The sequence below is a fragment of the Vagococcus lutrae genome (genome assembly GCF_023299185.1).
GTDB classification, from domain to species: Bacteria; Bacillota; Bacilli; order Lactobacillales; family Vagococcaceae; genus Vagococcus_A; species Vagococcus_A lutrae.
The window spans coordinates 979,634-1,000,832 of the sequence record NZ_CP097017.1; the positions used below are offsets into that span (position 1 = coordinate 979,634).

At 36.1% G+C, this 21,199-nt stretch carries 21 protein-coding genes and 2 pseudogenes; 8 read left to right on the forward strand and 15 right to left on the reverse strand.

Annotated elements, in window-relative coordinates; all coding sequences use genetic code 11:
• Window positions 1-75: 75 nt before the first annotated feature.
• Window positions 76-789 carry a GntR family transcriptional regulator gene (locus M2919_RS04685; RefSeq protein WP_023606565.1) on the forward strand — a complete coding sequence of 238 codons (714 nt, stop codon included), beginning with the start codon at window positions 76-78 and terminating at the stop codon, window positions 787-789.
• A gap of 36 nt (window positions 790-825) precedes the next feature.
• On the opposite strand, the gene M2919_RS04690 is transcribed toward M2919_RS04685, so the two are convergent.
• From M2919_RS04690 to M2919_RS04715, 6 genes are all read right to left on the reverse strand, one after another.
• Window positions 826-1,410: a histidine phosphatase family protein gene (locus tag M2919_RS04690; protein WP_168413596.1), complete on the reverse strand. Its 585-nt coding sequence runs from the start codon at window positions 1,408-1,410 to the stop codon at window positions 826-828.
• Between the two features lie 4 nt (window positions 1,411-1,414).
• The gene (locus M2919_RS04695; RefSeq protein WP_248849423.1) at window positions 1,415-1,783 is read right to left on the reverse strand and encodes a MerR family transcriptional regulator; all 369 of its coding nucleotides are present in this window, start codon (window positions 1,781-1,783) and stop codon (window positions 1,415-1,417) included.
• A 98-nt stretch (window positions 1,784-1,881) separates the two neighbouring features.
• The gene (locus M2919_RS04700) at window positions 1,882-2,289 is read right to left on the reverse strand and encodes a DUF4430 domain-containing protein (RefSeq protein ID WP_248849424.1); all 408 of its coding nucleotides are present in this window, start codon (window positions 2,287-2,289) and stop codon (window positions 1,882-1,884) included.
• A 15-nt stretch (window positions 2,290-2,304) separates the two neighbouring features.
• Complete coding sequence (locus tag M2919_RS04705) at window positions 2,305-2,973, reverse strand: ECF transporter S component (protein WP_248849425.1); 669 nt, start codon at window positions 2,971-2,973, stop codon at window positions 2,305-2,307.
• On the reverse strand, window positions 2,970-4,583 hold the full coding sequence (locus M2919_RS04710; RefSeq protein ID WP_248849426.1) for an ATP-binding cassette domain-containing protein: 1,614 nt from the start codon (window positions 4,581-4,583) through the stop codon (window positions 2,970-2,972). The genes M2919_RS04705 and M2919_RS04710 overlap by 4 nt, the downstream gene beginning before the upstream one ends.
• Window positions 4,523-5,413: a hypothetical protein gene (locus tag M2919_RS04715; protein WP_248849427.1), complete on the reverse strand. Its 891-nt coding sequence runs from the start codon at window positions 5,411-5,413 to the stop codon at window positions 4,523-4,525. The genes M2919_RS04710 and M2919_RS04715 overlap by 61 nt, the downstream gene beginning before the upstream one ends.
• A gap of 242 nt (window positions 5,414-5,655) precedes the next feature.
• On the opposite strand from M2919_RS04715, the gene treP reads away from it, so the two are divergent.
• Both treP and treC read left to right on the forward strand, forming a co-directional pair.
• Window positions 5,656-7,083 carry a PTS system trehalose-specific EIIBC component gene (treP, locus tag M2919_RS04720; RefSeq protein WP_126762740.1) on the forward strand — a complete coding sequence of 476 codons (1,428 nt, stop codon included), beginning with the start codon at window positions 5,656-5,658 and terminating at the stop codon, window positions 7,081-7,083.
• A gap of 17 nt (window positions 7,084-7,100) precedes the next feature.
• Complete coding sequence (gene treC / locus M2919_RS04725; protein WP_248849428.1) at window positions 7,101-8,762, forward strand: alpha,alpha-phosphotrehalase; 1,662 nt, start codon at window positions 7,101-7,103, stop codon at window positions 8,760-8,762.
• A gap of 69 nt (window positions 8,763-8,831) precedes the next feature.
• On the opposite strand, the gene treR is transcribed toward treC, so the two are convergent.
• A complete protein-coding gene (treR, locus tag M2919_RS04730) occupies window positions 8,832-9,542 on the reverse strand; it encodes a trehalose operon repressor (RefSeq protein ID WP_023606574.1) in 711 nt (236 codons plus the stop codon).
• Window positions 9,543-9,689: 147 nt separating this feature from the next.
• Between treR and M2919_RS04735 the strand changes: the two genes are divergently transcribed.
• Together M2919_RS04735 and M2919_RS04740 are read left to right on the forward strand one after the other, a co-directional pair.
• Complete coding sequence (locus tag M2919_RS04735; RefSeq protein ID WP_248849429.1) at window positions 9,690-10,163, forward strand: Rrf2 family transcriptional regulator; 474 nt, start codon at window positions 9,690-9,692, stop codon at window positions 10,161-10,163.
• A 15-nt stretch (window positions 10,164-10,178) separates the two neighbouring features.
• Window positions 10,179-12,884 carry a YhgE/Pip domain-containing protein gene (locus M2919_RS04740; protein WP_248849430.1) on the forward strand — a complete coding sequence of 902 codons (2,706 nt, stop codon included), beginning with the start codon at window positions 10,179-10,181 and terminating at the stop codon, window positions 12,882-12,884.
• 38 nt (window positions 12,885-12,922) lie between these two features.
• Here the strand turns inward: M2919_RS04740 and M2919_RS04745 are convergent, their stop codons facing one another.
• The gene (locus tag M2919_RS04745) at window positions 12,923-13,267 is read right to left on the reverse strand and encodes a DsrE family protein (protein ID WP_023606577.1); all 345 of its coding nucleotides are present in this window, start codon (window positions 13,265-13,267) and stop codon (window positions 12,923-12,925) included.
• Window positions 13,268-13,283: 16 nt separating this feature from the next.
• A complete protein-coding gene (locus tag M2919_RS04750; protein ID WP_023606578.1) occupies window positions 13,284-13,865 on the reverse strand; it encodes a xanthine phosphoribosyltransferase in 582 nt (193 codons plus the stop codon).
• 170 nt (window positions 13,866-14,035) lie between these two features.
• Between M2919_RS04750 and rlmD the strand changes: the two genes are divergently transcribed.
• The gene (rlmD, locus tag M2919_RS04755; RefSeq protein ID WP_222317198.1) at window positions 14,036-15,409 is read left to right on the forward strand and encodes a 23S rRNA (uracil(1939)-C(5))-methyltransferase RlmD; all 1,374 of its coding nucleotides are present in this window, start codon (window positions 14,036-14,038) and stop codon (window positions 15,407-15,409) included.
• A 69-nt stretch (window positions 15,410-15,478) separates the two neighbouring features.
• On the opposite strand, the pseudogene M2919_RS04760 reads toward rlmD, so the two are convergent.
• A pseudogene (locus tag M2919_RS04760) lies at window positions 15,479-15,814 on the reverse strand (transposase); the annotation flags it as partial.
• Between the two features lie 74 nt (window positions 15,815-15,888).
• On the opposite strand from M2919_RS04760, the pseudogene M2919_RS04765 reads away from it, so the two are divergent.
• Window positions 15,889-16,539 (forward strand): annotated as a pseudogene (locus M2919_RS04765) (IS6 family transposase).
• 60 nt (window positions 16,540-16,599) lie between these two features.
• On the opposite strand, the gene M2919_RS04770 reads toward M2919_RS04765, so the two are convergent.
• The 4 genes from M2919_RS04770 to M2919_RS04785 form a co-directional block, all read right to left on the reverse strand.
• Window positions 16,600-16,896 (reverse strand): type II toxin-antitoxin system RelE family toxin, encoded by a 297-nt coding sequence (locus tag M2919_RS04770; RefSeq protein WP_222317196.1) that lies wholly within the window; start codon window positions 16,894-16,896, stop codon window positions 16,600-16,602.
• A complete protein-coding gene (locus tag M2919_RS04775) occupies window positions 16,893-17,132 on the reverse strand; it encodes a type II toxin-antitoxin system RelB/DinJ family antitoxin (RefSeq protein ID WP_222317195.1) in 240 nt (79 codons plus the stop codon). The genes M2919_RS04770 and M2919_RS04775 overlap by 4 nt, the downstream gene beginning before the upstream one ends.
• Window positions 17,133-17,901: 769 nt before the next feature.
• Window positions 17,902-18,186: a P-loop NTPase family protein gene (locus M2919_RS04780; protein ID WP_246616549.1), complete on the reverse strand. Its 285-nt coding sequence runs from the start codon at window positions 18,184-18,186 to the stop codon at window positions 17,902-17,904.
• Window positions 18,187-19,088: 902 nt separating this feature from the next.
• Window positions 19,089-19,931: an McbB family protein gene (locus M2919_RS04785; protein ID WP_248849431.1), complete on the reverse strand. Its 843-nt coding sequence runs from the start codon at window positions 19,929-19,931 to the stop codon at window positions 19,089-19,091.
• 163 nt (window positions 19,932-20,094) lie between these two features.
• On the opposite strand from M2919_RS04785, the gene M2919_RS04790 reads away from it, so the two are divergent.
• Window positions 20,095-20,775 carry an IS6 family transposase gene (locus M2919_RS04790; RefSeq protein ID WP_222317188.1) on the forward strand — a complete coding sequence of 227 codons (681 nt, stop codon included), beginning with the start codon at window positions 20,095-20,097 and terminating at the stop codon, window positions 20,773-20,775.
• 53 nt (window positions 20,776-20,828) lie between these two features.
• Here M2919_RS04790 and M2919_RS10110 read toward each other — a convergent pair whose 3' ends face one another.
• Window positions 20,829-21,152: an IS3 family transposase gene (locus tag M2919_RS10110; protein WP_246616548.1), complete on the reverse strand. Its 324-nt coding sequence runs from the start codon at window positions 21,150-21,152 to the stop codon at window positions 20,829-20,831.
• Window positions 21,153-21,199 lie beyond the last annotated feature (47 nt).

The following is a 21,199-nucleotide window of genomic DNA, read 5'->3' on the forward strand; positions in this document are numbered from 1 at the left end:
TAATAAAAGACTAGTCTTTTTTAACAACTTGTCTATTCTTTTATTTTTAGCTATACTTTGGAAGAGGTGATTTCATTGACAAAGTACGAACAAATCGCTGATATTATCCGCGAACGAATCAAAAAGAATGAGTATCCTGTTCATTCACAATTGCCGAAACAAAGTTTATTAGCGGAAGAATTTTCTGCAAGTAGAGAAACGATTAAAAAAGCGATAGACCTTCTTACGATGGAAGGACTTGTTTACGCTCAGCGTGGTTCTGGAACGGTCGTTTTAAATCGACCATTTTCTCAAAAAGAAGCATCACCTGCTACAGAGTATTACGGGTTAACGGCGCTTATGGAAAAAGAGGAACGCTCGGTCGATAGTGATATTATTTTATTTGATGTCACATTTCCTAATCAACACATTCAAGAAAAACTACACATCACAGCCACTCAAGCCGTTTATCACATCATTCGCTTACGTCGTGTAGATAATCAACCCTACATCTTAGAACATATTTATATGCCCGTTCACTTAGTGCCACATTTAACAGAAGACATTTTAAAACAATCTATTTATGACTATCTGAAAAACGAGTTAGACTTAAAATTTGCGGGCGCCTACCGCATGATTCAAGCAGATAAAAGTGACTCGTTTGATCAAACCTATCTAAATTGCGAGGTAACCGACCCTATTTTAGAAGTGGAACAAGTTGTCTACTTGAAAAACGGACAATTACTCGAGTATTCTCGCAGCCGCAATCGCTTTGATGTGCGTGGCTATTCTGTCTTAGACTTACAATAAAAAATAACCGACTACCATAAAGTAGTCGGTTATTTTTTATATGACTGGATGAATCACGTCAACAAATTCAAAGCGTCCTGCTTCATAAGTGAATTTTAAAATGCAACAATTGGTAAATTGAATCTGTGCCACTTTTTCCCATTCTAACCACTGTTGCGTAAACATAAAGACAGCACCACCATGACTAACGGCTAAAACCTCTTGATGGTGTGGGCGATTCATCACTTCTGTCAAACACGCCGTCATTCTAGCTTGGACTTGCAAATCCGATTCGCCACCATAATCTAAAAAATAGTCACCGTAAGAGTGGCGTGTTTCATCACGTGGTGGATTTAAATCTTCACTCTCTCCCTCAAACAGACCAAAGTTCCACTCTTTTAACCCTTTTAAGCGCTCATAGGATTGGTTATTGGTGACAATTTCAGCTGTGTCACACGCACGTTCTTGTGTTGAACTATAAACGTAATCAAATTGAATTCCTTGTGCTTTAAAGTAATCGCTCGCAGCTTGCGCCTGTTCTCTTCCTAGTTGCGTTAAGGGTGAATCACACGCGCCTTGAATTTTTCTCCGTTGATTAAATAGTGTCTGTCCGTGTCGCATTAAATATAATACTTGCGTCATACTATTACTCCTTTCCTTCATAACGAGTTAAATTTTGTTTTGTCAAATCAATCTTATAGGCGACATAGTCTATAGATTCTTGTAATTTTTTTAAACGTTGCTGCGACTGCTCATAATGCGCTTCTAGTAATTTTAATCGTTGTAAAAGTGTCGCATCTCCTTCACGAAACCAAGTTTGGTATTGCTTGATCTCAGCTAATGACAAACCTGATGTTTTCATACATTGAATGAAGGTCAAATGTTCTAAACTATTTTCATCATAGACGCGCTGACCGCTAATTTTAGGGACAGGTGGAATCAGTCCAATTTTTTCATAATAACGTAGCGTATCCGCACTCATGTCATACAGTTCGCTGACTTCTCTAATCTTCATTTCATCACATCTTTCTTTCTATTTACTTGATTGTAACACTTGGAGTTGACTCTAGGTCAAGACTAAAAAAAAGTGCCTTAAACAAGACACTTTTTTAGCTATTCTATTTCCAATTCTTTTAATTCCCACACAATTTTGTCATCTTTTTGAGGAAAATACTCATTTGCTCCAACATCAGGCATTTCACCGTTGACTTCATATAGCCAATATTTATCCGTTTGGCTATCACTCTTATGTCCATCGATTTCCATAATCATACCGTTTTCTTCACCAATATCATGTTGTTCTGCCATTAGTGACATGAGACTTTCTCCTTCTTTGATAACTAAAGTTTCATTTGAAAATGTTTCGCCATCTTCTTTCAACTCCAGTGTAAATTCCGCTTGACTCACTTCGGAAACTGCTGTTTGCTTACTTTCCTCTGAAGTTTGACTAGCTGGCGTGCAAGCTACTAGCACCAACGATGTTACACAAGTCATCCCGACTACTAACCATTTCTTTTTCATCTCAACACGTCCTTTTTATTTTTCAATTAGCTCGTCACGTATGTATATGAAACGTTCGGCTAACGGTTTTTGTAATACTTTTAAGAATATAATGTTACTGATACTATACTTTATTGTAAATGGTAACGCCTGTCCTATCAATATAAAATAACGATAAAAAGAAAAATAACCGTCAATGGATAGTGTCGTCCATATATCCATTAGTAAAGAATAACCGACGCCCGAAAAGACTGCTAGTAGGCCCAAACAAAGAAAAGATTGCTTGACAAGGTTCGCAACAAACGGTTGGCCCGCTAATCCACCAATGATAAGCATAGCTAACATTTGAAATGGCGTCCAAGGTCCCTGTGTAAAGAAGAAATTTGAAACAAAAGGTAACATTAATCCGACTATCATACCTTCTTTTCGACCTAAATATAAACTCGTTAATATCACTATCGCTGACATCGGATTAACACCTGGTATAAAGAAAAAGATTAAACGTCCGATTGTTCCCATCGCAATCATCATCGCAACAACGACTAATTGATTTAGCGACAAGAAACGCTGTTCGAACTCTTTTATTACAATATATAGCGTGGTCAATACCCCTAAGTAAAACCCATACGCTGCATAAGTTTGACTTAAACTATAAGCGCCGACTAACAGCCCTACGTAGATACCCCATTTTAAATACTTTTTCATAAATTTTGTCCCTGTGCTGCTAACTGCTCGGGGACGACTACCTCGTCGTCATAGTCACGCAATAATGACGCAATCGGCGTTCGATAAAAATAATGCTTCGAAAAGAAAGTGACTGGATTTTCTTTTTGTGTTAATTTTCCATGAAACATCATACAACAATTGCTACCATATAACGCCGCAAACTCACGGTCATGCGTTGCGATAACAATCGTCACTCCTTCACTCGATAACTGACGTAATATTTGACCAAGACGGTGTTTTTCATGTTCATCCAAATGTTGTGTAGGTTCGTCTAGTAGAAGCAATTTAGGTTGGCTTAACATTAATTTCCCCAGTGCAATCAACTGTTGCTGTCCAGCACTTAGTTGATAATACGGTCGGCTCATCATCTTATTTAACTTTAATTTGGTCACAACTTCTTGAATTTTCACTGAAATCATCTCGGCAGAAACGCCTAAACTATTCAAATATTGCCGATACTCAGCGTCTGCATTGGTTTCAGTTAAAATATATAACGCATGTTGTGGTAACCATTTGACAAAATGACGCCATTCGCGTTTTTTAAAAGCTGGACTAGACAGACTTCCTTGATAGAGCGGTAGCTGACGTGCTAGCAATTTCAAAAGAGTCGTTTTTCCGACACCATTCGCTCCTAATAACATCAAGCGCTCACCGGTTTCAATCGTTAACTCTGCTTGGTTTAAAATCATCTCGCCTGTTCGTTCATAACGAAATATAGCATCCTTCAACTGTATCAGAACAGGATGACCTGTTTCAAAGTCTTGTTGATAGGGGTGTGAACATCTTTCAACTACCACCGAATCTCTCTCTAACCAGTGGCGTGTTTCTTTGAGCGAAAGTTTTCCTATTTCTTCGTACCTTAATCGTCGAGCCATAGTTAAAGAGACCGGTAACTGAAAGGCTATATCTGACGAAGAGTGATATACAGATTTTATAAATTCTTGACGATTTAAATAAACGCTTTTCTCGTTTTCTTTTAACCAGATAAACGCATCGCTTTTAGCCATTACTTGGGAGATATCATGTGTGCTCATTATAATCGTCAGCGACGTGACTGCCTGTATCTCACTTAATAAATCTAAATAACGGCGACGTGTAATGTCATCAAGATACGTTAAAGGATTATCTAATATAAGGACGTCTGGTCGTGTTATCAAGCAGGCCATCAGTTGAACTAACTGTTTTTGTCCAGCAGATAGCGACGAGAGCGAACGAGATAGCCAAGATGAAATGCCCATAAAGTGAACCATTTCCCCGACACGCCAATCAATTTCACTAGCCGATAGACCTAAATTTTCTAAAGGAAAGACTAACTCACTCCACACATCTTCTGTCACAAACTGTCCGTCTGGATTTTCAGGAAGATACGCTATCACTAAATCCTCATCCGCTGTTATCCGACCTGACAAATCACCTTTAGGCTGACGATTTCTTTTCAACAAGCGTAACAAGGTTGTCTTCCCCACCCCTACCGCTCCTACCACGGTAGTCCACGTGTTTTTCTCGATTGCAGCGTCTAGCTGGCTCACTAACTTTGTCTTAGATTCTTTATACTGAAACGAGAGAGTTTCAATGTGAATAATTGCCATTTTAAACGCTCCTTTCCTAAGTTTAAAAGTGGAAGTGACACATACAGTGTGGCAAGCGCTAACCAGTAGACTTGCGCCATACTAAACCGTCGAAGGATGATAGCCCACGTGAGTTTAGGATAATAATAAAAAGTCATCATACCTTGACGCGCACCATAGCTCAGTGCTACCACTATCATAATTAATAAGCCTAATTCAGCGTATTCCTGAAAACGCCAGCGATAAATCGTATAGGGTCGTCGCTTTTGAAAATCTAAACGTTTTTCCTCTAAAGCATTAGCCAAACCTAAACTTTCTGCAAAACCTACATCCCAAACTTTCAACCATTTTTGCTGATAGGGATAGAGTCGCGCTTTAAAAGAGCGTGGTGGTCGGTTACTAGCACCTAAACCATCTAATGCGTATTGAATCTCGATGAGTAGTGCATTAAATCGATGAACTAGTCGGAGGCTTAGCGTTAATAAAAAAGAAAACATTGGTAATCGTTTGCCAAAAAGAAACACAATATCACGACTGCTTAACGCTAGGCTGAATAGATAAAACCAATTTAACATCGCTGCCATCATCACACCAAAAAACAGTCCGTAAAGCGCAGCTTCTAGCGATAATGGAAAAGAAATACTGTGATGACCGATATGAACAGTCGGTCGCCAAAGAACTGTCAAACCTTGACGAATGAATAGAATATTACTTAAGCTACTCACGATAATCAATCCTAGTTGCCATTGACATAGTTTTTTTAAATGATTTCGATCATGGTTTGTCACTTTGATTAATAACAAACTTACCAACCAAGCGACTAAACGCCAAACGGGATGCGTGATTGTCATCAAAAGACTCAACACGGTGAGGTAAAAAGATAATATAATAAAAGGATGTCTATTCATCACACCTCTCTCCTTCTTTTTCATGCTCTTATTACTTTATCATAGTTTCGGTTATTTTCGATAAATGAAAAATATTTTATCTGTGTTTATATGCTAAAAAATTAAATCGCTTGCATTCTTTTAAGAAAAGGTTTACACTTATCTCGACTTGTATATACAAGTAATAAAATTTTGGAGGAATCAAAATGGGAAAATTTAAAAACGATGCACAGCAGTTGCTCGATTTAGTTGGAGGGACAGAAAATATTTCAGCGGTAACACACTGTGTGACACGTATGCGCTTTGTCTTAGAAGATCCAAGCATTGCCAACGAGCAAGCAATAGAAAAAATTCCAGCTGTTAAAGGGACATTTACTCAAGCGGGCCAGTTTCAAGTCATTATTGGAAATGATGTTGCAGAGTTTTACAATGATTTTATAGCACTTTCAGGTAAAGACGGCGTATCAAAAGATGCGGCTAAAGTGGCAGCAAAGAAAAATATGAATCCACTACAACGTGCTATGGCGGTTTTAGCAGAAATTTTTAGTCCGCTTATTCCTGCCCTTGTCGTTGGAGGGTTAATCTTAGGGTTTAGAAATATTCTAGAAGGCGTTCCCTTTGAAGCTTTAAACAATCAAACAATTGTCGATGTCTATCCTTTCTGGAGCGGTGTCAATGCTTTCTTATGGCTACCGGGTGAAGCGATTTTCCATTTCTTACCAGTCGGAATTACTTGGAGTATCGCTAAAAAAATGGGAACGACACAAATTTTAGGAATCGTTCTCGGGATTACCTTAGTATCACCTCAATTATTAAATGCGTATGGCGTTTCAGGAGCTGCCGCAGGTGATATTCCACAATGGGATTTCGGTGCTTTTCAAATTGATATGATTGGATATCAAGCGCAAGTGATTCCAGCAATGCTTGCCGGCTTCGTCTTAGCTTACTTGGAAATCTGGCTGCGAAAAGTTATTCCAAACGCTGTTTCAATGATTCTAGTACCATTCTTTGCACTTATTCCTGCTATTATGGCAGCACACGTAATTCTTGGACCAATCGGTTGGAAGATTGGATCATTTATTTCTTCTATTGTTAACGCTGGTTTAGAAAGTACGTTCAATTGGTTATTCGGTGCTATTTTTGGTTTCCTATATGCACCACTGGTTATCACTGGTTTACACCATATGAGTAATGCCATTGATTTACAATTGATTGCAGACTTTGGCGGTACTAATCTTTGGCCGATGATTGCTCTTTCTAACATCGCACAAGGTTCTGCTATTCTAGGAATCATCTACTTACATTGGGGTAATAAGGAAGAAGAACAAGTATCCATTCCCGCAATGATTTCTGCTTATCTCGGTGTTACCGAACCCGCAATGTTTGGGATTAATTTAAAATATGTTTATCCTTTCGTCGCAGCTATGATTGGTTCATCTGTCGCGGGCTTAGTCGCAACGCTTACGAAAGTAACCGCTAACTCGATCGGTGTCGGTGGCTTGCCAGGAATTATTTCTATTCAACCTCAATCTGTTATATGGTTCGCTCTATGTATGGTCATTGTGATTGTTGTACCATTCCTATTAACTATTTTATTTAACAAGAAAAATTTATTTACTAAAACAGCACACTAATATAAAGGAGTTTTAATGTGACTTTAGATTTTAAACAAAAAGTAATTTATCAAATCTATCCAAAATCTTTTCGCGACAGTGACGGCGACGGGATTGGTGATTTACGTGGTATTATAGAAAAAATACCGTATTTAAACGAATTAGGAATCGATATGATTTGGTTAAATCCGATTTTCCCGTCACCTCAAAAAGATAATGGATATGACGTATCTGATTACTGTAAGATTGACCCACTATTTGGCACAATGGCTGATTTTGAAAAGTTAGTCGCAAAGCTAAAGGCAGTCAATATTGATATCATGTTTGATATGGTCTTTAATCACACGTCGACAGAGCATGAATGGTTTCAAAAAGCGTTAGCGGGTGTTCCAGAATACCAAGATTTTTATATTCGTCGTCCTTTAAAAACTGACGGTTCCTTGCCAACTAATTGGGAATCAAAATTCTCTGGGCCAGTCTGGGCACCTTTTGGCGATACGGGTGATTATTACTTACATCTCTTTGACCCGTCACAAGCCGACTTAAATTGGCGTCACGAACCTGTACGCAAAAAACTTTATGACGTCGTTAATTTTTGGTTAGACAAAGGCGTTAAAGGTTTTCGTTTTGATGTTATTAATCTTATAGGAAAAGATAAAGAGCTACGTGATGCTCTTCCTGGCGAAAATGATAAATTGCTTTACACCGATCGACCAATCGTTCATGATTATCTACATGAAATGAATCAAGCTTCATTTGGTCAACATGACGGCATTATCACGGTAGGTGAAATGTCCTCCACGACAGTCGACCAAGGGATACTCTATTCACAACCAGACCGCCAAGAGCTTTCAATGGTCTTTAGTTTTCATCATCTAAAAGTAGATTATGAAAATGGAGAAAAATGGACGGATATGCCTTATGACTTTATGGCATTAAAGCAGATTTTACATGAATGGCAAAAAGGAATGAACGACGGTAACGGCTGGAATGCACTATTTTGGAATAATCACGACCAACCACGCGCGCTAAATCGTTTTGGTGATACTGGGCGCTATCGTGAAAAGTCAGCTAAGATGTTAGCAGCGAGTATGCACTTATTGCGCGGTACTCCTTACATTTATCAAGGTGAAGAAATCGGAATGATTAATCCAGAATTTGATTCGCTAGAAGACTACCAAGATGTTGAGTCCCACAATGCCTATCAGCAATTACGCGATGACGGACTTTCTGAGGAAAAAGCTTTACAAATGCTACGTGCTAAATCACGTGATAATGGGCGGACACCAATGCAGTGGAATGGTGGAAAACATGCAGGTTTCTCTAACGAAAAACCTTGGCTAAGTGTAGGAAAAAGTGCTGAAAGCATTCACGTTGAGCAGTCTTTAAACGAACCTGACTCAGTCTTTTATTTCTATCAAAAATTAATACAATTACGCAAAGATTATCGTGTAATTTCACACGGTTCCTATGAAGCTTATCAGTTAGAGCATCCGGAAATTATGGCCTATGAACGCACTTATGAGTCTGAACGCCTTCTTGTGCTTAATAACTATCAAGATGTAGAAGCGACTATTACTTTGCCTGATGATTATCTGAATGACCATACAACGTGGCTCATTGGAAATGGTACAAAACGACCACTTACAAAAGAGATGACACTAGAGCCTTATGAAACACTAGCACTTTATCTCGCTTAACAGAAACAGCTCACTTCCTTTTTGACAAAAGGCGTGAGCTGTTTTCTACTATTATATGGTGATAAACGACTATACATTTCTACGACGTGCAAATTCCACAAATTTAAATCGGTCTAGGCGATGTCTTGACTCTGTGTGTTGAAACAGACGCGTATCATCTAGATAGACATCACTTCGCACAACGACGACAAAAGGCTCTTGCAACTGCATTAACTCTTTATCCTCCGTTGTAGCCGGCTCTACCGTAATAGTTTTTTTAGCGTAACTTATATCTAAATGATGTACTCCTTCAAGATAGGCATAAATAGAGTCTTCTGCTACTTCTGTGGGGATGTGTGGGACAATCGCAGGATCAAAATAATCTTTATCTAAAATTAAGACTTCACCATTCACTAAGCGTTCTCTTAAAATATACTGAACTTCTGCCACCTCAGGCATATCACTTTCTTCTCTTAACACATCTGGAAAAGACAGATAGTCGTTCACTATTACTTTTGTGTTTCCTTTAATCCCTTGTGAGCGTTCAAGTTCTTTATAACTTGTTAATCCAGAAACAGGAAATTGATATTGACCAGTCGGTAAGACGATAGACCCTTTCCCTTGCTGTTTTTGAATATAACCGTGTTCTAATAAGAGATTCAAGGCTTTACGAACTGTTTCTCTTGAAACATCATACGTTTTGGTCAGTTCATTTTCACTAGGAAGTAAGTCTCCTTCTTGATAAATTCCCTGTCTTATTTTTTCTTCTAAGTCTTTAAAAATCAAATTAAATTTATTCATAACCCCAACCTCATCCTCTTTTTTTCCTCTCTATCGTACCATACTATTAAGGTTCCTTAAAATTTTAAAAAAGTGGTCGAATTGGTTGCATCATAGATAAAAAAAATCTATAATGATTTGTGACCTATTATTAATGGAGTGATTTAAATGAAATTAACTAATGCGACCGAACAAGCCGTCGCGATTGTCGCCATACTTGCGACACAATCGCATGAGACTCTTGTCTCATCTGAAACAATTTATCGTAAACTATCTGTTTCACAGTCTTACATAAAAAAACTATTACGGAAATTAGTCGTAGCGGAAATTGTCTCTAGCGTTTCAGGAAACAGTGGCGGATTCCAATTGAACAAGGCATTACACGATATCTCGCTTTATGATGTCGTGAAAGCTATTGAAGGCCCGTTTCGTTCTTTCCCAGATATTGGCGTACTCAAACAGGCGTTTGCTGAATTTGATGAAGAAGCGCAAAACGGGCACTATGTTATCGCTAATTTTTTTACACAGGCTGATGAGTCTTGGAAAAACTCTTTAGCAAACATATCCGTAGCAGACGTTTTTACAGAAGTTTTTCAAGGTTATGAAACCTTTCCAGTGCATGATTGGAACTTAGAACATTGATAAGGAGTGAGTGCTATGAAGCAAAAATTTAAAAACGTCTTCGAACTATATAAGTTAGATTGGCGACGTATTTATGATAACAAATTAACTTTTTTACTAATTATCGCCTTGATGATTATCCCATCACTTTACGCATGGTTTAACATTGCGGCATTATGGGACCCCTACTCAAACACAAAAGATATCGCCATTGCAGTTTATTCGGATGATGAAACTGCCGAAGTACTAGGTCAAACAGTCAATATTGGGGATAAAATTATCGATGGCTTGAAAGATAATGATAAGGTAGGTTGGCAATTCGTTAAATCTAAATCCGAGCTAGATAAAGGCGTTCAAAGCGGAAAATATTACGGAGGAATTTACCTACCGAAAGATTTCTCTGAAAACCTCGTCAGCTTTGTCAGCGGAGATATTCAAAAGCCTAAAATTGAATACTCCGTCAACCAAAAAATCAACGCCATTGCACCTAAGATTACAGATAAAGGGGCAGCTGGTATCAAAGACACTATCTCAACAGAGTTTGTCGCAACAGTCAGTGATACGTTATTAAAAGTATTCAATGACATCGGGTACGATTTAGATAGTAACCTTGTGACTATTAACAAAATTAGCAGCAAAATTTTAACATTAGATGACAATCTCGATAATATCGACGGTTATGCTCAAAAGGTCGTGCAACTCAACCAAGATTTCCCTGAATATAAAAAGAAAATTGACAAAGCACATGAAGTGATGGATTACATTCCAGAAGTTGATAAACTCGGTGGTAAAATCGTAGAGTTAAATGACAAAATGCCTGAGATTAAAAAACAAGGGAAAATCGTCTATGACTTGCAAGACAAAATTCCAGAAATACAAGACGCAGGCCGTCAGATTGCTATGGTCGATGAAGATTTTGAGCAAGTCGAAACTATGATGAATAGTGCTATCTCAGAAGCAACAAATGCGTTAAAAATTATTGATGATGTTTCATATCTGATACCTGAAGTCGAAACCATTGTGGATAATTCTAACAAAGTCTTAACAGATATTGATGCTATTATTCAAAAAGCAAATGAAGATGGTAAATCTTTACCCGAGCTAATTGCAAGTTCTGTTAAAAATATCGCATCAGCAGCAAGTAATGGTGTTGGTAGTGCTATTGATATTCTAGAATCTCTTAACCTAATAGAAGACAATAAAAATGAAATTGCTGATTCTATTGCAAATGTTAACAAAATTGTTAACATTCAAATGTCTTATCTCGATTCCATTGCTAACTTATTGCAAAGTTTAGCTAACTTACTCCATACAGACAAATTCGATGCAAAAATCCAAGAATTAACTTCTAAAAGCGATCGCTTAAAAGGCATCGCTACAGAACTTAAACATATCGAAATAGGTGTCAGAGATGGTAGTATCACAGACCCTGATTTCAGTTCGATTATCAGTGAACTAACAGCTATCCAAAAAACGTTAGATGATATTAAATCAGATCTTTTTATTGGCTCTTTACAAGAAGATTTAAAAACTGCCTTTGAAATTATTACAAAAGGTAAAGACTTAACTGGTAAAATTATCGATGAAAATATGTTGAATGATATTAATGGCTTATTAAATAATACATCTGTAACAATTAAACAAGCTATTAGCTTACTCGAAAAATACCAAAAAGAATTACCTGCTATCAAGAAAGAAATTCATGATGCCAACCTCATGTTAAATGGCAACATGGACAAAATCGTTAATGGCATTAATAAAGCCGTCGCTATGTATGAAAATGACTTGCCTGAAGCGGAAAAGAAACTAGCCTTAGCAGCTAATTTTGTTAAAAATGACTGGCCAGGCGTCAAAAAAGATTTAAACAAAACGATGAAGTTGGTGGATGAAAAAGTCCCAGAAGTTGAAAAAGCTTTGGCTTCAGCCACTACGTTAATCCAAAATGACTGGCCTAATATCAAGAGTGGTATTCATAAAGCAGCAGGCTTTATCCGTGAGGGGCAAAAAGATGTCGATTTAGCAGAATTAATCAAACTTCTTAAATCCGACGCTCAATCAGAAAGTGATTTTATCGCCAATCCGGTCATGATTAATCAACACGATGTCTACCCAGTACCAAATAACGGTTCTGCCAGCGCACCTTTCTATACAGCGCTATGTTTATGGGTCGGTGCTGTACTATTTTCAAGTATCGCAACAACCGATTTCCATTTATCAAAAGACGATCAAAAACGTTACAGCAAACGTCAACAGTTTTTAGCTCGTATGCTTACATTCCAAACTGTTGCCTTTTTCCAAGCATTGATTGTAGCATGTGGAAACTTGTGGTTATTAGGTACGTATGCATTTAACCCTGTGTATAATGTCTTATTCGCATTATTTATCGCATTTGTCTTTATGATGATGGTTTATGTGCTTGTCGCCTTGCTTGGCAACTTAGGTAAAGGGGCAGCCGTCATTATTCTCGTGCTTTCAATTTCCGGTGGTGGGGGTAACTATCCAATTGAAATGTCTGGTAAATTCTTCCAGTTCATTCATCCTTTCCTACCATTTACCCATGCCGTTAACTTACTACGTGAATCAGTCGGAGGCATCTATTGGCCAAACACGATTAAAGCCATGGTTATTTTACTCATTTTCGGTATTGCCTTCTTCTTACTAGGTGTCTTATTCTTCCCTGAAGTAAGAGGCTTTACGAAAAAACTAAATGAAAAATTACAAGAAGGTCATATCCTTCACTAACAAAAAAAGTTATTCCAAAATTGGAATAACTTTTTTTATTATGGGCGAATATAAGCATAGCCTTCCTGTTGCTTTTCTGCTAATGCGACAACTCCTGCCGGTACCACTTCGTGCGTAATGGTCTTTAAATTAGCATGTTCGAGTAAAGCATGTCCTTTTAAAGCGTTTCGGCAAAGTAATAACGCCACACGCGATTCATCTAAAACAGCCTTGACTTTGTCGACAGTCTCTTTACTTTCTAAAAAGCGTACTGCCGGTCCATTCGCTAAAATCAGAATATGATATGTCGCTGCTCGTGATGTCATCTCATTAGCAAAGTTTTGGACGTTAGCCAGAACTAATGGCCATTTCTCTTGCTCATCAATATGGAATATGACGTTCATCTATACTCACTCCTTTTTAAATATCGGCTTCTGTAAAGGTAATTTCATTTTCTTTTAGTGAGGCAATACGTGCAAGTGATACCACAGGGAATGGATATTTTTCTAATAGTGAGCGACCGTCTTGGAACGACTTTTCTATCACAATTCCTAAACCAGCGATTGATGCACCGGCTTGTTGACATACTTCGATTAATCCTTCCGCTGCCTGTCCATTCGCTAAGAAATCATCTATTAACAATGCATGGTCATCCGCTGTTAAAAATTTATTAGAAACTGACACTTGAAAGGTCGTTTGTTTTGTAAATGAATAAACCGAGCTAGTCAATAACTCTTCTTTCATCGTTAAGCTTTTTGATTTGCGAGCAAAAATCATCGGCACTCCTAATGCTTGAGCCGCATACAAAGCGGGCGCAATGCCTGACGTTTCGATTGTTACAACTTTTGTAATACCTGCTTCTTTAAAATAATCAGCAAATGTTTGGCCCACTTTCATCATTAAGTCAGGATCCACTTGGTGTGTCAAAAACTGATCGACTTTTAAAACACCGTCAGCAATAGCGTTACCGTCTTTTAAAATACGTGCTTCTAATTCTTTCATCTGTTTTCCCCTTTTCCTCAAGACAAGTACTTTCTTCTACGTTACGGATAAACTGACAATTTGTCAACAGTTGCCCTTTAAATTCTTATGATTCTCTGTCTTAATTTTTACTTTCTAAACGATAAAAATATGGTAAACTGGGCTAAACAACTATAAAAGGGTGAAAAATAATGGCGGTAAAAACCAAGAGTAACCCCAATCAAATCATCACACTACCAATTAAACGTTTAGGTATTAATGGTGAAGGTATTGGTTATTATAAGAAAAAAGTAGTCTTTGTCACGGGAGCTTTACCAGAGGAAACGGTAAAGGCAAAAATCACTCGCGTGACCCCCACATTTATCGAAGCAAAGATGATTAAAGCACTGAAACCGTCAAAAAAACGTGTCGTCCCTCCTTGTCCTTTTTATGACCGCTGTGGTGGTTGTCAGCTTCAACACTTGGCTTATGAAGGACAGTTAGTTTATAAACGTGATGTCGTCAAACAGGCTCTAGCTAAGTTTAAACCAGCAGGCTATCAGTCCTATACACTGCACCCCACTATTGGGATGGAAAACCCATGGCGCTATCGTAATAAATTACAATTTCAAATTCGTGAAGAACACGGAGAAGTCGTTGCCGGCCTATATGAGCCAAATTCACATCAACTAGTCGCAATAGATGATTGTTACATTCAACAACCTACATCGATGTCGCTTTTAAATCAAATTATTAAAAAAATTCAAACTATTCATATACCTGCTTACAACGAACGCGATCACAAAGGGATTTTAAAGACGGTCATGATTCGAGAAGGACTCGCTTCTAACGAGATACAAGTCGTGTTTATTACTCATAGTCAGCATTTACCAAAATCACGCGTATTAATCGATATGATAACTTCTGAGTTCCCACAAGTCGTCTCTATCATGCACAATGTGCAACCAACACGTGACTCTACTATTATGGGAGATGTCACGCATCATCTGTGGGGAAAAGAAAGCATTGAAGAGACCCTACGTGATGTGACCTTTGACTTATCTGCTCGCGCTTTTTTCCAACTAAACCCCGCTCAGACGGAAGTACTTTACAAAGAAGTCGAAAAAGCTCTTAACGCAAAACCACATCATCATATCGTGGATGCTTATTGTGGTGTTGGAACGATAGGACTGAGTTTAGCTAAAAAGGTTGGCGGTATCTGGGGAATGGATATTATTCCTTCAGCCATAGATGACGCGAAAGAAAATGCACGGCGACTAGGTGTTACTAATACACACTATGAAGTGGGAACAGCAGAAGCCTTACTACCTAAATGGCTCAAACAAGGTCAGACATTCGACGGGATTATTGTGGACCCACCACGTACGGGTCTCGATAAAGCTTTGTTAGATGCCCTTTGTCGCTACCCGACACCGACATTGGTTTACGTTTCTTGTAACCCGTCCACCTTAGCGCGTGACCTAGTAACACTATCTAAGCATTATCATGTCGCCTATCTACAATCGGTCGATATGTTCCCTCAAACCGCTCGTTGTGAAGTGGTTGTAAAACTTACATTAAAATAGTGAGACAAAAAGACGACTTAACTCTTCGGAACTGACCCATTAAAATGGGACAGTATCAAAAAAGCTTTCTTATTGGGTTACAGATTGCCGATATTCTATCGGTGACTTGTATCCCAATTTTTGTTGAATTCGTGTTTTATTATAATACTTAATGTAATCTATCACGATTTGAATGACAATAGATGTAGGCTCATTATTGAGTCTATCGAGATAGAACGTTTCAGACTTTAGAGAGGAATGAAACGATTCGATGCAGGCATTATCGGCAAGAGTCCCTTTACGGGACATACTCATGGTAATGCCTCTTTTCGTTATTTCTTGCTGATAGTTGTAAGATGTATACACAGAGCCTTGATCACTATGTAAAATACAATCATTAACTTCTGGTAGTTGATTTAATGTATCGGTTCTGTTGCAAAGATTTTCAAATCCACTGGTTTAGGCTAAACTTAAGATAAAAACTGACTAGGAGATTTAAAATGACTCATTTTAAGGGGAAACAATTCCAAAAAGATATTATTATGGTAGCTGTAGGCTACTATTTGAGATATAACTTGAGTTATAGAGAAGTCTCTGAAATTATGAATGACCGAGGAATCAGTATTTGTCATACAACTATTTACCGGTGGGTACAAGAATACAGTCAAATTATTTACTGTTTATGGAAGAAAAAAATAAATCTGTTGGTGATTCTTGGAGAATGGATGAAACTTATATTAAGGTAAAAGGAAAGTGGCATTATTTATACCGTGCGATTGATTCTTCAGGAATGACATTAGATATTTGGTTACGAAAAAATCGTGATAAACAAGCAGCTTATGCGTTCTTCAAACGATTAATCAAGCAATTTGGAGAACCTAGAGTTCTTGTGACGGATAAAGCTCCTTCTCTAAGAAGTGCATTTAATCAACTTAAATCAGAGGGAGAATTTACGTATACTTCTCATCGAACAAGATCACCGGTCAATTAAGAAAAGACACAAATTATATCAGTCCATAAGGACTGCTTCATTCACGATAAAAGGAATTGAAACGATTCATGCCCTATATAAAAAAAGTCAAAGAGACGTTAATCTCTTTGGCTTTTCAGTCGTGCATGAAATTAATCTATTATTAGGCACTCTAGCATAATTTTGAAACAATTAAGTGAAAATCTTATTTCTTTTTAAACTTTGCAACAGAACCTTGCATCTACCTACCCAATCTTTTTTCAGCTTTCTTATACACTTCTTTTTCGTCCCTTTTGCCAATTACTACAATTTCAATTATTTCAATACCCAAATCAGACTGTTTGAATATCACTCGCAAGCCTAATTTTTTGTGTTTCATTTTTTTGCAATCTGCTAGTTTTCCCTTAAGAGGTTGCCCAGTATCTAATCCAAATTCCTCAATTCTTTGCAAGGATTTCCTCACTTGGAGTTTTTGACTATTGTCAAGTTTGTCATAATCTTTTTTAGAAGCAGGAGTGAATTTTATTTTGTAACTCATTCCCACTCGTCCTCAACGGTATCTAAGTCATCTCTCCAATTTTTTCCCATAACTTCCTCAGCAGAAAAATATTTTGGGACAGATATTTCAAAAGGAATCTTTTGCTTGCTAACGATTTGTTTGAAGTAGATATTAATGGCAGTTGTAAAATCAAGTCCCAATGCTTCTAGTGTTTCAGCTGTATCTTTTTTCAATTCCGAATCCAAATTAACATTCAATCTTTCTTTTGTTGACATATAATCCCTTCTTTCTATACGCCTATTATACACCTTTTTGGTGTATAAGTAAACAAAGGAATTCTTTTATGGTACTAAAACACTATTAATCATACTTTATAATTTAGTATACCGATCGATCATCGAATCTACTTTTTTGTACTTTTGGTTCTTCAGCTGATTTTCTTTCTCTTTAAGATTCTCATTGCATATGAAGAAACCAACCATATCTTTTACCTTCAAAATCCCCAATCGGTCTGACACACAACAATACTCTTTTATTGATTTATCAACAATAATCGCACGGTCATTGTAGAAGTAAATTTTTTTAATGGAGTACTTTATGACCTAATTAATCGAGCCGCTGAACGAGCTATGAAATTTGGAGTCAAAAACAAGATCAAAAACTTTTAAGTTTCTGACCCTCTGTTTTTTATATTAAACTCCTGAAATTAATTTTAAAGTTATGATTTTTATCAAACCTATTTACTTTCATTGATAATAGAACTGAAATCTAAAACATGTAAATTATCAAGGGAAAGGTTCTCATGGGCTGTCAATATAAAATTTGCTTTCTTTTCTCTACTCATTGTTTTTATTATAATCATTAGTATGTCTCTTGTTTCTTGATCAAGATTGCTAAAAGGCTCGTCTAGAATATACCATTTCCTTTCTATACTGAGAATTGAAAGGATGTATACTAGCCTTCGTTCCCCACCTGACAATAAACCTAATTTCTTTTTCTTATACTTTTCAAAATTTATATCAGGAAAGTATGTATCTAATAAATTCAGGAAATTTTTTTTGATTCATTGGTCAACCCCTCAACAAAGTGAATAAACTCATCTACAGTTAATCGACTATAAAAAGTAAAGTTCTGGCGCATATAAATACAACTATTATTATTAATTATTTTACTATTTTTCGGAAGTGGATTTCTTAGACCACTAATATAATCTAATAATAGCGTTTTTCCACTACCGTTTTTCCCTTTTAAATAAGTAATTCCTTCTTCAAACTTACAATTTATTTCCTTTTCAATCTCTTTTATAAATAAATTTTCTATAACAATCACAAAATCATCTACTTTCTCTAGATAACGGTTTAAAGAAAATAATACTAGGTATACTTACTATAATCAGTATTATACAAATCAGGAAGTAAGACACTGGAAAATCACCTGATATTAAATCATTCATCACATCTCCAATAATAATAAAGGGATTAATGTAATTTACTGGTGTATCTATTCCTATCAATATAAAAAATAAAAATATTACCATATTACATATGGATGAAACGGTCGACGAGTAAAGATTTCTTAAGTAGGTTATATTATATCCGATGAACGCTACAGGTAAAACTACTATAATTGTTATCAATGATAACACTGTTAAATGAATATAATTTAAATTGAAAAATAAGGCAGGTATGAGGTTAAACATAGTTAAGCAAACAATAGAATAAATTAGTTGGGTAAGAAGTAGTCCAAAAAAGAATTTTACAGGTATCCACTTTATAGAAAATATTATGGATAGTGCACCTGTATCTTTCTCATTTAAAGCAAACAATCCTACACCGTAAACAAAAGCATTGAATACAATATATATCCACCAGTAAGTTAAATCATAAACGGTTGTTATATTCCTACTGTTAAAAAAAAGCATTATACTAGGCAACCCTAGTGACCAAAAAAAAGATAGTTTGTCTTTTAATAGTAATGATATATTTAGTTTGCAGATAGTAATGACATTTGACATAATATTCTCCTTCGATGAATTTATGGAAAAGGAATATACTCTATGCTTTTATCTAGTTCTTTTCCACAAATCGACTGAACAAAAGCATACACACTCTCATTATATAAAATAGGATTCATGTGTGGAAACCAATTCTCATCAACCACTTTTACCACCTTCAAATGAGGAATGGGCTGATTTGTCAACAAATTGTGATTGATACTCATTCCAATAGTACTTATTCATAACAATCACACATTTCCCAAAAATAACAAGTATCATAACTCAATGAAAAGTTATTTAAGTCAATCTTTAAAACATCATCAATTATACTAAAGTTGGCTTTGGACATTTTTTGCTCTTTGTGTAGTTGATTGATTACCGGTAGCCAATCACTTTTATTTAACAACCCATCATATTGAAAAAAACCTTTCTCATTGTAAAACAAATCTACCATAACTTGAAAATTCAAATTATTTTTACCTGATTGACTACCTCTTAGTTGAGATTCAATACTATAAAAGAAGCATAGAGGGCAAGGATTTCCCCATCTAGGAGAATAATAGTTACTAAGGTAAAGACTATGATTGTATGCAAAAACAAATTTATATACATTCGTACTATCTTTATTTATAAAACTAACTATTTCTTTTAACTTTTGTAAACTAAACGGATCTAAACAAACAATAATTAATTTATCCTCGTAATTTTGATCTTTAAATTCGTCGAGTGACCTTATCTCATGATCTTCTTTCCAAATATCTCTAGACAATTCTAAAAATTTCGAACTATTTGAGAAGATTACTATATCGTTTATACTTGATAAATATGTACTGTTCTCTCCCTTGATGATTGATGAATCCATTAAAAACTTTATTGATTCATTAGCAATATTCTCTTCTTTGAAAATTACCATAAAGTCATTAAAAGTAATATTTTCGATTTTATTTTCTTCCATATATCTGAGAAAATTAACCAGAGCCTCATTTTTAGTTGCGAAAGAATTATCTTTAGTTTGGATTATTGTTGTGTTTTCATCTTCTAATTCATATATCAAATATGGATTAACTACATATTTCAATCAAAATCCCTCCAATATTTATACTGCTGGCTTCCGATATAAATCATTAATAGGAGAGAAGATAAGACTTCTCTCCTATTAAAGTAAATGGTTCTGTTGCAAAGATTTTCAAATCCACTGGTTTAGGCTAAACTTAAGATAAAAACTGACTAGGAGATTCAAAATGACTCATTTTAAGGGGAAACAATTCCAAAAAGATATTATTATGGTAGCTGTAGGCTACTATTTGAGATATAACTTGAGTTATAGAGAAGTCTCTGAAATTATGAATGACCGAGGAATCAGTATTTGTCATACAACTATTTACCGGTGGGTACAAGAATACAGTCAGATTATTTACTGTTTATGGAAGAAAAAAAATAAATCTGTTGGTGATTCTTGGAGAATGGATGAAACTTATATTAAGGTAAAAGGAAAGTGGCATTATTTATACCGTGCGATTGATTCTTCAGGAATGACATTAGATATTTGGTTACGAAAAAATCGTGATAAACAAGCAGCTTATGCGTTCTTCAAACGATTAATCAAGCAATTTGGAGAACCTAGAGTTCTTGTGACGGATAAAGCTCCTTCTCTAAGAAGTGCATTTAATCAACTTAAATCAGAGGGAGAATTTACGTATACTTCTCATCGAACAAGTAAATATTTAAACAATATTATCGAACAAGATCACCGGTCAATTAAGAAAAGACACAAATTATATCAGTCCATAAGGACTGCTTCATTCACGATAAAAGGAATTGAAACGATTCATGCCCTATATAAAAAAAGTCAAAGAGACGTTAATCTCTTTGGCTTTTCAGTCGTGCATGAAATTAATCTATTATTAGGCACTCTAGCATAATTTTGAAACAATTAAGTGAAAATCTTATTTCTTTTTAAACTTTGCAACAGAACCTATAAATCCATAATCGAGGATAAATACATCATTTTAGAGCCAAAGGGTAGATAAGTGATATCTGTTACTAATTTTTTAAAGCGCTCTTCACTTTTAAAATTCCGGTTTAATACGTTGTCACATATTTTATGAACCTTGCCAATTCTCTTTATCTTTTTTACTTTGACACGGCAATTCCAACCATATTTCTGCATTATTTTTTGAACGGTATTTTTGTTTATAATTTGAGTTCTTCTTATCACTTCGGTGACTCTTCGATAACCATAAGTAAACCGATGTTCTACACACACTTTTTGAATGAACTCTTCCGTGTCTGTTAGCATAGATTTAAATGATTGCTTTTTCCAACGATAATAAGTTGATTTTGCAA